General features: G+C 55.5%; 9 protein-coding genes. All 9 read right to left on the bottom strand.

Annotated elements, in window-relative coordinates; all coding sequences use genetic code 11:
* Positions 1-222: 222 nt before the first annotated feature.
* Positions 223-2,871 (bottom strand): winged helix-turn-helix domain-containing protein, encoded by a 2,649-nt coding sequence (locus JMF85_RS16560; RefSeq protein WP_201318550.1) that lies wholly within the window; start codon positions 2,869-2,871, stop codon positions 223-225.
* 364 nt (positions 2,872-3,235) lie between these two features.
* A complete protein-coding gene (locus tag JMF85_RS16555; RefSeq protein WP_201318549.1) occupies positions 3,236-4,579 on the bottom strand; it encodes an LLM class flavin-dependent oxidoreductase in 1,344 nt (447 codons plus the stop codon).
* Between the two features lie 11 nt (positions 4,580-4,590).
* Positions 4,591-5,733, bottom strand: a complete 1,143-nt coding sequence (gene solA / locus JMF85_RS16550; protein ID WP_201318548.1) for an N-methyl-L-tryptophan oxidase — start codon at positions 5,731-5,733, stop codon at positions 4,591-4,593.
* A gap of 17 nt (positions 5,734-5,750) precedes the next feature.
* Positions 5,751-6,929 carry an amidohydrolase gene (locus JMF85_RS16545; protein ID WP_201318547.1) on the bottom strand — a complete coding sequence of 393 codons (1,179 nt, stop codon included), beginning with the start codon at positions 6,927-6,929 and terminating at the stop codon, positions 5,751-5,753.
* Complete coding sequence (locus JMF85_RS16540) at positions 6,899-7,945, bottom strand: LLM class flavin-dependent oxidoreductase (protein WP_201318546.1); 1,047 nt, start codon at positions 7,943-7,945, stop codon at positions 6,899-6,901. Before JMF85_RS16540 ends, JMF85_RS16545 begins: the two co-directional genes overlap by 31 nt.
* Positions 7,946-7,970: 25 nt before the next feature.
* Complete coding sequence (locus JMF85_RS16535) at positions 7,971-8,840, bottom strand: LysR family transcriptional regulator (RefSeq protein ID WP_127604185.1); 870 nt, start codon at positions 8,838-8,840, stop codon at positions 7,971-7,973.
* Positions 8,841-9,076: 236 nt separating this feature from the next.
* Positions 9,077-9,631 carry a GNAT family N-acetyltransferase gene (locus JMF85_RS16530; RefSeq protein ID WP_155614121.1) on the bottom strand — a complete coding sequence of 185 codons (555 nt, stop codon included), beginning with the start codon at positions 9,629-9,631 and terminating at the stop codon, positions 9,077-9,079.
* Between the two features lie 43 nt (positions 9,632-9,674).
* Positions 9,675-11,714: an ABC transporter ATP-binding protein gene (locus tag JMF85_RS16525; protein ID WP_201318545.1), complete on the bottom strand. Its 2,040-nt coding sequence runs from the start codon at positions 11,712-11,714 to the stop codon at positions 9,675-9,677.
* 12 nt (positions 11,715-11,726) lie between these two features.
* On the bottom strand, positions 11,727-12,620 hold the full coding sequence (locus tag JMF85_RS16520) for an ABC transporter permease (protein ID WP_127604191.1): 894 nt from the start codon (positions 12,618-12,620) through the stop codon (positions 11,727-11,729).
* Between the last annotated feature and the right edge of the window lie 2 nt (positions 12,621-12,622).

Below are 12,622 nucleotides of genomic sequence, written 5' to 3'. Positions count from 1 at the left end.
TGCCGCTTGCGCATCAGCGGGTTGTAGGAATAGGACGGATAGAACCAGGAAGGAGAGCATCAAGCTGACAAGTTTGCTTGATTTTGCGATTGACATCAACGTAGTAACCCCCAATTTTCATAAAATTCCTAATATAACGTTTATTGTATATGAAATAAAAACCAAAAAAATCCCCCCTCAGGGGGATAGTGAGGGGAGTTCACATGGTATTTATAAGTATTCCTATTGTTTTTTATCCTGTTCAGTCTCCTTCGCCTGGGCCCCGATTTCTTGCGCGCGGCGAACAGCCTCATCCCGGTTTTTCACACCAAGCTTGCCATATATGCGGTTTCGATGCGTTTTTACCGTTTCGTATGAGATATGCAGCTTGTCTGCAATTTGCCTGCCGCTCAAATGGTCGAGCAGCCCTTGGAAGACATCCATCTCTCTTGCTGTAAGCACGGTGTCGAGAGGATTCATCTCCCCTGCAAAGGGAGCACCGGTTTCCATACCGACGAGAATCGCACGGACAAAATCGAGGGAAGCCGCCTCCCGCCCCCGGTAATAGCCGCGCTGCTTCGCCGCCGCCAATTCGGCAAGAGGAGCTCGAACGGCCGTACCTTCATCGATCAGAACGCGCACGAACCCATTCGATTCCGAGATCCGCAGCGCTTCTTCAAGCTGCTGCAGCGCCTTTCTTTTCTCGCCCCTCTCCAGCATCAGCACGGAGCGCATGGATGCGATTTCGGCGGCATCGATCGGTCTCATTTCACTCTCAGCCAAGTATAGCAGCTTATCGAGCAGCATGGATGCTTCATCCCATCTGCCTTCTAGCATTAGCGCCCGGGCAAACAGCTCGTAATCGTAAAGCTCATACACTGATACCATGTCGCTGCTGTTCAATCGGCAGCGGATCATCCAATCGCGAAGCGGGGCGGAATTGCCGGACCGAAGCTGCAGGCGGATAAGCTCCATGTCCAAGAGTTCAACCCCCCGCGGGATATCCATCCCCTTCATCCGGCGCATGCCGGCTTCAAGGATAGCGGTGGCTTCGAACAAACTGCCGGCGGCCACCCTCAGCCTGCCCTGCAAAATCCATCCTGGAATCAGCTCATACTCAGCGGCGGTCGGTTTTTGTTCCACCCATTTCATGCCCTCGGTCAGATAGGCTTCTGCCTGCTCCAAGTCGTTCCAATAATAGAGCGCCTCGGCATAATTGATGAACAGCCTTGCCAGGAAGATCGGGTTGACCGATCGGTACAGCTCGGCAAGCTGCATCGTGTACGGCTCCGCAATCGGGCGAGCGGCATGGCCAAGACCGATTTTATACGTCTTGATCGTTTCCGGCTGAAGCGGCTTTTCCGGAAAGCCGAAAATAATTCGGATGCCGTCCGGCGCATACCGAACCACATTTTCATAATGTTCTCTGGCGCGCTGCAAATCATGGTGGCCGAACACCATCAGCGTACCCCGCACATAATGAGCCATCGCCAAAAATAGATGCCGCTGCTCCTCTTTCATTTCTGCAGAATAGACTCTGAACCAGGCATCCGCCTCGCGCATCAGCTCTTCCGCCTTGCCGGTATCTCCGGCATCCTCGGCCACCAAAGAATTCACGTAGGAAAAGAACAGCACCGGATGCTCCAAGAGAATGGCATTCGGAATGGAAGACAGCCATTTGCCCAAATTTGACCAGTCCCAGTTCACGACTTTGGAACTCATCTCCTCCAGCAGCGCAATGGCCGATTCATAATGGCTCCCCTGCAAAAAATATTCGACCGCTTCTTCCTCCAAACGTCTCTCCCGGCACCACTCGCCTGCCGCTTTATACAGCAAAGCGGGGGTTTCCTCTCCATCCAACTCCAACTGCTGAAGCAAAAACTCAGAGAACAAATGATGAAATCGAAACCACTTGCCCCTCGCATCCAGAGGAACAACGAATAAATGGGAACGTTCCAGATCGGCGATCAGGTCGGGGCTGTCTGCAAAGCCCGACACCGCCCGGCACAACGAGGCATTCCAACGTTTCAGAATGGAGCATTTGAGCAAAAACTTCCTCATGCGTATCGTTTCCAAGCTCCAGACCTCTTCCAGCAAATATTGCTTGACGTGACGGTTATCTCCGGTGAATTGACGGATAAACCCATGCCGATCCTCCGTGCGGCGCATGGACAACGCGGCAAGCTTAAGGCCTGTGATCCACCCCTCCGTCTGCCTGACTATTGCGGATGTTTCCACCGAATCAAGCTGGAGATGGATGCTTTGGAAAAATTGCTCCGCTTCTTGTGCCGTAAAGCGCAAATCATCCGCGGTTAATCGAAAGGCCAGCTGCTGTGCCTCCATACGGCTTACCGGGAATCCGGGTTCCGTACGGCTCATCAGGCATACATGGACATGAGGGGGCAAGTGGGTAATAAAATATGCTGCTGCTTGAATCATTTTCTGTTCTTGTATGACATGAAAGTCATCCAGAACCAGCAGAATCCTGCCTGACTGCCTATTCAGTTCATTCAGTAAAAGGATCAGGGCCTGTTCGACATCGTCAGCATACAGCAGCGGAAGCATCGCCTTCACTTCTTCCATGTAGCCAGGACGAATCCCGTCGATAGCCGAAGCCATGTAGCGCCAGAACTGCCCCCCGGCATTATCGCCGGCATCCAGAGAAATCCAGGCGGCATCCAAGCTGCCGTACGAAATCCACTCACTGACGAGCGTGGTCTTGCCGAAGCCGGCCGGAGCGCAAATGAGCGTCAGCTTTCCATTCAAACTGTCATGCAGTTGTTCGATCAGACGAACACGTGGAACTAGCGCTGCTGCATGCCGGGGAACGTTCAGCTTCGTATGAAGCAGCGGTTCGCGCAAGTCAGCAGCGTCATCAAGTCTCTCCCTCATTCTTTTCCTCCGTTCAAACTTCATATAACGACCCTATTCGAGGCAGCGAAGCCAAATCCTGCTATGGAATCATAGTTTGATGCTGCTTTCTTCATTGCAACGACTTGGTGCACAATCGCAAAATAAAAAAACCTCAGCGTTTACTGAGGCTCAAAGGCTCGTGATTCGTTTATTATGCGGCTGTTACTCGATGTGAGTGGAACGGTCATCCCTTCCATGCCTATATTCGGGTTGAACACGTCGACTTCTAAGCCTTCATTCTCCATTCTCCCTATCACGAGAAGCTCATGCTCGGACAGCCTGAGCTTCTTCGTCATCCTGTATGAACTGTCGTTCTTACGAGACTTCGGGCATTCATGTAAACTTACCCTTGAGCAACGACCTGTCTATGCTTCGTATAGCGATTCTCGGGAATCGGCAGACCGAGGTTGCCCCGCAGCGTATCCGCTTCGTACTCCTCTCGGAACAGTCGGCGCTGCTGCAAAATCGGCACTACATGGTCCACGAACTCCTCCAATCCTCGCGGAGTTGCCGCGCCTACGATGAAGCCGTCGGCCGCACCCGCCTCGAACCATGCCTCAAGCTTTTCAGCAACCGTTTCTGGCGTCCCCAGGAACGTCGGCTTAGGCGTCGCTACCCGCAGCGCGACCTGACGAAGGGTGAGACCTTCCTCTTTCGCCCACGCTTTCATGCGATCCGTTGCGCTTTGGAAGCTGTTGCGTCCGAGACTGCCCAAATCCGGAAACGGTTCGTCAAGCGGATACTGCGAGAAGTCATGATGCTCATAGAAGCGCCCTAAAAAGTCCAACGCCTTATCGATCGACACGAGATTCGCAATCTCTTCATATTTGCGCTCGGCTTCTTCCTGCGTCCGGCCGAGAATCGGACCGATGCCAGGCATGATAACAATTTCGTCCGGATTGCGGCCTAAGGCCTTGGCACGGCCCTTAACGTCGTCATAATATCGTTTGGCCTCGTCCAGCGTCTCTTGACCGGTGAAAATCGCATTGGCCCATTTCGCCGCAAAATTTCTCCCGGACTCCGACGCTCCCGCCTGGAAGATGACGGGCTGCCCTTGTTTGGATCGGGCAATATTAAGCGGTCCTTTGACCGAAAAGTACTCTCCCTTATGATTCAGCGTATGCATTTTGGACGGGTCGAAGAAAATGCCGGACTCCTTGTCGCGCACGAACGCGTCATCCTCCCAAGATTCCCACAGCCCCGTCGTAACCCCGAGGTATTCATTGGCGATTCTGTAACGCTCCGGATGGGACGGATGCTGCTGCTCCACCTTCCCATAGTTGAGCGCGGAGCCTTCCAGAGGCGAAGTCACGACGTTCCAGCCGGCCCTTCCATGGCTGATCATATCCATGGAGGCGAATTGACGCGCCACGGTGAAGGGCTCGCTATAGGAGGTCGACAGCGTGCCAACCAAGCCGATTTTCGAGCTAACGGCGGCCAAAGCGCTTAGGATCGTGATAGGCTCGAAACGATTCAGGAAATGAGGGATCGATTTCTCGGTAATGTACAGCCCGTCGGCAATGAAGATGAAGTCGAACTTCCCCTCCTCCGCCTTCTGCGTCCATTTCTTATACAGCTCGAAGTTGACGCTGGCATCTGTAATCGCGTCCGGATGCCGCCATCCGGAGATATTGCCGCCGACGCCGTGCAGGATGGCGCCGAGCTTGATCTGTCTCTTTGTCCCCATACTCTCTCCTCCTACAACGATATTGTGTCAAATCGAGACAATGCGAACATCCCCAGATCAACAGACGGTTTCTTCCCTTCAATGAGGTCGGCCAGCACGGCTCCGACCGCGCTGGAAAATTTAAACCCGTGTCCGGAGAAGCCTCCCGCCAGTATGACATTGGAATGAACCGGATGCCGGTCGATAATGAAATGCTCATCGGGTGTCAGCTCATATTTACACACCGCCCCGCGCAGCAGCGCTCCAGCAGCTTGTGGCATGTAGTTTTCAAGCGTCTGACGCAGATCGCCCTCGTCCTGCTCCAGATGGCCGAACGGCGCCGCCGTTTCACCCGGGAGCCAAGGCAAGCCCCCGTCATGGCGGCCCAGCTTGATGCCCGCGCCGTCGATGCTCGGGAAGCCGTAATAGCCCCCGTTGTCTGTACCGAGCGTAAACCCGGGGAAAGCCCCTGCATCGAACAGTCCCGGTTCGGACCTGAACCACCCCACCGTCTTGCGAACAGCACGGATCGGCAGCGTCACGAACGGCTCCAAAGTCTTGAACCATGCTCCGGCGCTAATAATCGTTTGATCAGCGGCAAATTCACCGACACGCGTCCGCACGCGAATTCCGCTGCCTTCCGACCAGATCTGCTCGACCGGGGTATATGGCAAAATCGTCGCCCCCTCGACCAGAGCAAGCTTGCGGTACTCTGCGACGCAGCGCTCGCTAAACAGATAGCCGGCGTCCTGCTCATACATCGCTTCATACGTTTCCGGGAGCCGGACAGCGGGCCAGCGATGACGGATTTCGGCAGCGTCGAGCCACTCCACCCTCACTCCGGCGCGCCCGGCATCCTCGATCCGCGCTTGAAACTTGAAAAGCGCACGATCGGCCATATTCAAAACGCCGGAACGGACCAGCAGCTTCTGATTGCTTGCTTCCTCCAGCTCCAACCAAAGGCGGTCAGCTTCCAGCGCCAATGAGACATAACTCGCTCCCCCGCTGTAAGCGTGACGGATCAACCGCGGCTCGCCATGATGGCTGCCCTGCTCATGAGGAGGATCGAACGAATCGATCAGCAGCGTGCGGATGCCCCTCTTGGCCAGGTGATAGCCGGCGCTCATACCCATCGAGCCGGCACCGACGACGATCACGTCAAACGACTGCTTCATACGATCCCTCCTCGGTATTACGGCTCGGTAGCGAACCGTTCCAGCTCCGCAATCGCCAATTCAGCGAAGAAAGAGGCGCTGATCGGCAAAGCTCGTTCATCGATGTCGAAAGCGGGGTGGTGCCATTCCTTCGGCCCAGACGTTCCCATGAATGCGAAGAAGCCTGGAATCTGCTTTTGGTAAAAAGCAAAATCCTCGCCAGCCGGGGACGGCTTCGGCGTAACGACGCTGATGCCGAGTCGTTCCGCCGTCCTCCGTGCCGCATCCGCCAGCTCCCCATCGTTGTTGACGGGGGGCGGGCCTTGAATCCATCGCAAGGAGGCCTTCGTCCCGTATGCGGCAGCAACGCCGTTTACGACCTCGCCGAATCGCTCTACGACCCGGTTGCGCACCTTCTCGTCGAACGTCCGCACCGTACCGTCAAGCACCGCCGTTTCCGGGATAACGTTCCAGGCCGTTCCGCTGTTTAGACGCGTTACGCTGATGACCGCGCTTTCCAGCGGGCTTACGTTGCGGCTGACGATCGACTGAAGCGCCGTGACCAACTGAGCCGCCGCAACGATCGGATCGACGCTCGCTTCCGGTACGGCCGCATGCGAACCTATACCCTCCAGCTCGACGAGAAAGCCGTCGGCTGCCGCCATCAGCGGCCCGGGCCTGATGCCGATCGTGCCGACAGGCAGATCCGGCTTATTATGCATGCCGTAAATCGCCCGCACCCCATCCAACGCACCGCTTTGCAACACCTTCCTCGCCCCAGCGGCCTTCTCCTCCGCAGGCTGGAATACGAACCGGATCGTCCCTAGCAGCTCATGCTCCTTCTCCTTCAACAGAAAGGCGGCGCCGAGAATGGCCGCGGTATGGAAGTCGTGACCGCACGCATGCATGTTGCCGGGAGTCTTGGATGCATAGGGCAGCCCCGTCTCCTCCTGAATCGGAAGCGCATCGATATCCGCCCGCAAAGCAATGACAGGTCCCCCATGCAATCCCCCGACTTCGGCTATGAGCCCGGTCTTTAAATCGAACTGTGTCGCGATCCGAATCTCCTCCTCCTCAAGGCGTCTACGGATATAAGCGGTCGTCTCGAACTCTTCATGGGACAGCTCGGGATATTGGTGCAGGTGACGCCTGATGTCTACAAGTTTCTGCTCAATTCCCTCCGCGCTTACGATCGTCCCGCTGCCGTTTGCTCCCATGCTGCCGCCTCCTCCTCAGCGAACGCTTCCTTTAATAACGTATAGGATCGCTTGCGCTGTTCAAAATTTTTCAAATTCGTCGAAACGACGATAAATTCTTCAACACCGTACGCACGCTGAAGTTCAAGGAGCTGTCTGCGTACCGATTCCTTCGTCCCTTTCGTGATTTGCGCCTGCTGCGTCTCTATCGTATATTCCTCATTCGACTGCTGGCCGAATTCCTCCGCTTGTTCGATCGTCGTGACGGTCAGTGTCCTGCCGCTGGCCAGCTTGATTTTGACAAGCTTATACTCTCCCGCAAGCTCCTGCGCTTCCTCCTCGGAATCCGCCACGATGACCGATAAAGCCAGAATCGGCTGCGGCCCGTTGCCGTACTTCGGCTGGTACCGGTCCAAGTACGTCCTGAACGCTTCATGGGCCGTATTTTCATCGCTATTGATAAACAACGCGTACACATAGGGCAAGCCAGATTCTGCTGCGATTTCCGCGCTTGATACACTTGTGCCGAGCACATAAATTTCGGCAGGTTGTTCGGCTATCGGCCCGGCAACAATCCCCGCAAGCGGATGCCCTGCCGGGACCCGGTTGGTAACATAATACTGAAGCTCGACCAGTTTCTCGGATAACGTAGCCGCTTCCGTGACTCCCTGCTGCAGTGCCCGTGTCGAACGGGGCAATCCTCCCGGCGCGCGTCCTACCCCCAAATCGACCCGTCCTGGCGCCAGCGACGCCAGCACGTTGAAATTTTCTGCAACCTTATAAGGGCTGTAATGCTGGAGCATTACCCCTCCAGAGCCGATTCGAAGACTCTCTGTCTTCGCCAGCAGATGGGAAATGAGCACCTCGGGCGAAGTACCCGCAACCCGGTCGGAATCATGATGCTCCGACACCCAGAATCGATAATAGCCGAGCTGCTCCGCCAGGCGTGCGAGCTCAATCGTATGCCGGAAAGCCTGTGACGGTGTTTCTTCCGGCAAGATGGGGGTTTGATCCAGCATACTGAGCTTGATTCCCATATCGTTCATCTCCCGTTTCTATGCATTAAACAACTCGATTCGAGATCAAGAACTGCACAATTTCCGATTGTTCTCCATTTAGGCTAATAATGTTCGTCTGCAACGCAACACCTGTCACTTCGGCGACATCTATCGGGTAAAGAAGCTGTTCCCGCACTTCCTTGAGTACGCACAATCTCGGCAAAAAGCAGATGCCGGCTTTATTCAAGACAAGCTTCTTGGCCGTCTCCGCATTATCGGTATGAATTTCGATCAACGGGGGCTTGTTCAGGCTTTGGAACACGCGGTGAATCCGAAGCCAGTCCAGTGAGCCGCATTCGAAGAAGACGAACGGCTGATCGACGATCAATTCCACCGATACCTCCTTTATTCCGGCTAGAGGATGGTCCGCGTAGGCGTACAAACGAATCGGATCCTCATAATACTTCACGGATTGAAGATTCGGGTGACTCACGTTGCGGACAAATCCGATATCCAGCTCCCTGTTCAGCACCTTGCTTACGATGTCGTCTGTAACGGCCGTCGTCACCTTGATTTGAAGACCCGGGTACTGCGCCTTCAGCTTCGGCAGCAGCTCCGGAATCATATAATTGGAGACGGATACGGTACAGCCGATCCGCAGCTCATTCGGGATTGTTCGCTGCCGCTGGATGTGCTGCTTACCCTTCTGATAAATATGCAGCAATTGCTGGGCATACGGCAGAAATTGACGTCCCTTCTCAGTCAGCTGCACTTGCTTGCCCAAACGATCGAACAACCGGCAGTCCAGCTCCCGCTCCAGCGATTGAATTCGCGCTGTAACCGATGGCTGAGAGAGGAACAGCACCTCCGCCGCTTTATTAAAGCTGCCATAGTGAAACACATATACAAAAGCTTCGATGTTCTCGATATTCATACGCATTTCTCCAGATCGACATAGAATAGGAAGATCAAGTGTCAAAATAAAAAGAGACCTTCAAAGCGCGTCCATCCAAAATTACATTCAGGTTGAAGGCTTCAGGTCTCCGGCTGCCCGGTTGACAACTATAAATTTATCCTATACTTTACTCGTCATAACCAAGTATGTCAATCGGAATTTAATTATTAAAACGTCGAACCTTCTCCACATGTATAATCTGCTTCGTGTCCATACTAACTGTGCTTTCCCGCAGGCTTGAGCAGCGCTGTCATCGTTAAGTTCAAACGATAGTGCAAGACATGCGTCTCTCCGTTCTGGAAATCCTTGTCTGGAGCGCGTTCGAAGCCCAAACGCTCATACAGCTTGACGGCTGACGCCATCATAGCCGAAGTATGCAGGTGCAAGTATGCCGCTCCCAAGGTTCGAGCTCGGCGTACGCATTCCTGAATAAGCGCCGTTGCAACGCCCTTGCCCCTTGCACTCGGAGCTACGGACAACAGCCGGATAATCGGTCCGTCGATTCCAAGCTCGGGCTTGCCGTAAGCTTTCTCCGAGGATATAAACAATAAGACGCTGCCCACGATCTCTCCGTTCAGTTCGGCAACGATGCGGGCCTCCGGTCCATCGCCGTCAACGGAACCTGCGATGGACTCCCGATAGGCTTCCCATCTTTTCTTAGGCAGTGTATCGGCATATTGCTCATATGCGGCAAGCGCAACCGCACGAATCACTTCCCCGTCGCCCTCTGCCGCATCTCGAATCAGCAGTGTTCCTTCATTGCTCCCCATCTCCCATCCCCCGCTTCCTGATTGTAACTTGGCAAATTCCGGCTTATATCACGGGATCGTGACATGCCGCATAATGACCTGGTCCAACCTCACGGAACGAGGGTTGCTCGGCAGCGCATCTGGCTGTGGCGGCCGGACAGCGTGTACGGAATCGGCAGCCGGAGGGAGGGCGGGCCGGCGACGGTATTTCCCCCTGGATGACGGCAAATTCACGCCGACGCTGCGGATCCGGCACCGGCATGGAGGATACGAGCGCTTTCGTATAATGATGCGCCGGATGAAGGAACAACTGCTCGCTGGGAGCGATCTCGACCAGCTTGCCTAAGTACATGACGCCGATCCGATCGGATACGTATCGCACCACATTCAATCCATGACCGATAAACATCAAGGTTAGATCCAGCTGCTGCCTAAGCTCCTGCAGCAGATTGACGATCTGCGCCTGCACGGATACGTCGAGCGCCGATACCGCCTCATCCGCCAGCACGAACTTCGGACGCAGGGCGATCGCTCTCGCGATACCGATCCGCTGCCGCTGCCCGCCGGAAAATTCATGAGGATAGCGGTCGTAGGAGGCCGCGCTTAAGCCGACCAGGCGCAGCAGCTCTTCAACAGCCTCCCTCTTCTCCCGGGCGCTCAGATTGCCGTGAACGGCGAACGGCTCACCGATGATATCCCCGACCTTCCAGCGTGGATCGACGGAACCGTATGGATCTTGGAAAATCATCTGCATATGCTTGCGCTCCTCGCGCAAGCGGGCTCTGGACAATGCGGCCAGATCCTGACCCTCGAACAGGACGGACCCGGAGGTAGGCCTTTCAATATGAAGAAGCACCCGGCCGAGCGTCGACTTTCCGCTTCCCGATTCGCCGACCAGACCGAACGTCTCGCCCTTGCGAATCGAGAACGATACATCATCGACTGCTTGGACCGCTTTCTTCTCCCGCGAGAAGAGCGACCTGCCAAAGGGGTAATGCTTGGTCACATGCCGCAGCTCAAATAGCGCATCCGCATCAGGCCCTGCCGATTCGGCTTCCGCGCGTAGAGCAGCGGCAGCGACTTCAACATGCGGCGTTATCGACGCTGCCGACGCGTCCGATTCACCGCTGAGCAGCCGCTCCACGTTCCAGCAGGCCGATTGCCGGCCGTCTCTGTCCTGCAGTACCGGCGCCTCGCGAACGCATTGTTCCGATGCATACGGACAGCGGGGATGGAAGCGGCAGCCACTAGGCAAGTCGGCCAGACTCGGAATCGAACCCGGAATCGCGTACAGCCGTTTCGAGCGGTCGCTCTCCATCATCGTAATCGACTGCAAGAGCCCCTGCGTATAAGGGTGATAAGGCTGCGCAAACAATTCTGCTGTCGATGCCTGCTCGACCACTTGCCCCGCGTACATGACAACGATCCGGTCTGCGATCTCTGCGGCGATGCCAAGATCGTGCGTAATGAGCAGAATCGACATGTTGAATTCGACCTTCAATTCTTGCAGCAACTGCAAGATCTGCGCTTGAATCGTAACGTCGAGCGCCGTTGTCGGTTCGTCTGCAATCAGCAGCTCAGGTTCGCAGCTTAAGGCCATTGCGATCATCGCCCGCTGCAGCATCCCGCCGGACAGCTCGTTCGGATATTGCTTCATCCGCAGCTCGGGCTCCGGTATACCGACGCGCCGAAGCAGCTCCACAGCTCGATGCCGCGCTTGGTTCGAGGTTTTTTTCCGGTCATGACGCAGAATGGTCTCGATGATCTGCTTGCCGATCGTAAATACCGGGTCAAACGCCGCCATTGGCTCCTGGAACACCATCGCCATCTTTTTTCCCCGCAGCGACCGAAGCGCGTGCTGCGAAAGACCGGCCACATCGATCCCATCCAGCATGATGGTCCCGGCTCTAATTGATCCGTTCTCATCGTCAATCAGACGCATGACAGCTTTGGATGTAACCGTCTTTCCGCTCCCCGATTCGCCTACCAGACATATCGTTTCGCCGGCTTTGATGGAGAAGCTAACGTCACTGATCACTTGCAGTACGCCCCGACTCGTAGCGAATTCGACGCTAAGCCCTTCTATATCCAGTAATTGGCTCATCCGGGTCTCCTCCTATGATCGGCGCTTCTTCGGATCCAGCGTGTCGCGCAGCTCGTCGCCGATTACGTTGACGGACAAAACGAACAGCGTAATCGCTAAACCGGGAAACGTACAGATCCACCACGCAACCGTCAAATATCCTCTTCCTTGCGAGAGAAACGCGCCCCAATCAGGTATTTCCTTCAACACGCCAAGCCCCAGGAAGCTAAGACCGGATCCGGTCAGAATGGAGGTGCCTACACTGACGGCAGCCATGACCAGCAGCGGAGTCAACGAATTGGGCAGAATGTGCTTAAAGAATACAGACGGCTCTGTAGCCCCGATGGAACGGGATGCCGTAATGAACGAGCGGTTCTTGATGCTGAGGATTTGTCCTCTCATAATTCTGGCATAGTTTGGAACCGTGGCTATTGCAACGGCTAATATGATGTTCCGCAGCCCCGGTCCTAACGCAGCGGCGACCGCCAGAGCGAGCAGCACGCTAGGAATCGTCATGACCACGTCGATCACCCGCATCAGCACACGGTCCACCCATCCGCCAAAGTAGCCCGACAAAGCCCCGATCGCCCCTCCGGACAGTCCGCCGACAAGCACCGAAGCGAAGCCGATCAATAGCGATTCGCGGGCACCGTACACGATGACGCTGAATACGTCCCTGCCGAAATAGTCAGTGCCCAGCCAATGCGCCGCCCCAGGGGCCAGCAGGATTTGATCCGCTTGCATGTCGGTAGGCGAGTAACGGGCAATCCACTGCGGGACAAGGGCGCAGACGACAAGAAATAAAAAGACAAGTGCGGCAGCGTACACGAACAACCTCGAAACGGCTATTCGGGGGAACGCACGATGATGCCCCGCAACGGCCCTTTTCATCCGCCATATCGGTTTCACGGTTGCTGCTTCTCTCATCC

This window comes from Paenibacillus sp. EPM92 (assembly GCF_016586185.1).
Taxonomy (GTDB): Bacteria; Bacillota; Bacilli; order Paenibacillales; family NBRC-103111; genus Paenibacillus_G; species Paenibacillus_G validus.
Note: the sequence above shows the minus strand (reverse complement) of the source record. Positions and strands in the feature narration are given on the sequence as shown.

Excerpts from the sequence above, each read along its gene's own strand:
- JMF85_RS16560 (WP_201318550.1), bottom strand. The coding sequence starts at position 2,871 with ATGAGGGAGAGACTTGATGACGCTGCTGACTTGCGCGAACCGCTGCTT.
- JMF85_RS16555 (WP_201318549.1), bottom strand. The coding sequence starts at position 4,579 with ATGGGGACAAAGAGACAGATCAAGCTCGGCGCCATCCTGCACGGCGTC.
- solA (WP_201318548.1), bottom strand. The coding sequence starts at position 5,733 with ATGAAGCAGTCGTTTGACGTGATCGTCGTCGGTGCCGGCTCGATGGGT.
- JMF85_RS16545 (WP_201318547.1), bottom strand. The coding sequence starts at position 6,929 with ATGGGAGCAAACGGCAGCGGGACGATCGTAAGCGCGGAGGGAATTGAG.
- JMF85_RS16540 (WP_201318546.1), bottom strand. The coding sequence starts at position 7,945 with ATGGGAATCAAGCTCAGTATGCTGGATCAAACCCCCATCTTGCCGGAA.
- JMF85_RS16535 (WP_127604185.1), bottom strand. The coding sequence starts at position 8,840 with ATGAATATCGAGAACATCGAAGCTTTTGTATATGTGTTTCACTATGGC.
- JMF85_RS16530 (WP_155614121.1), bottom strand. The coding sequence starts at position 9,631 with ATGGGGAGCAATGAAGGAACACTGCTGATTCGAGATGCGGCAGAGGGC.
- JMF85_RS16525 (WP_201318545.1), bottom strand. The coding sequence starts at position 11,714 with ATGAGCCAATTACTGGATATAGAAGGGCTTAGCGTCGAATTCGCTACG.
- JMF85_RS16520 (WP_127604191.1), bottom strand. The coding sequence starts at position 12,620 with ATGAGAGAAGCAGCAACCGTGAAACCGATATGGCGGATGAAAAGGGCC.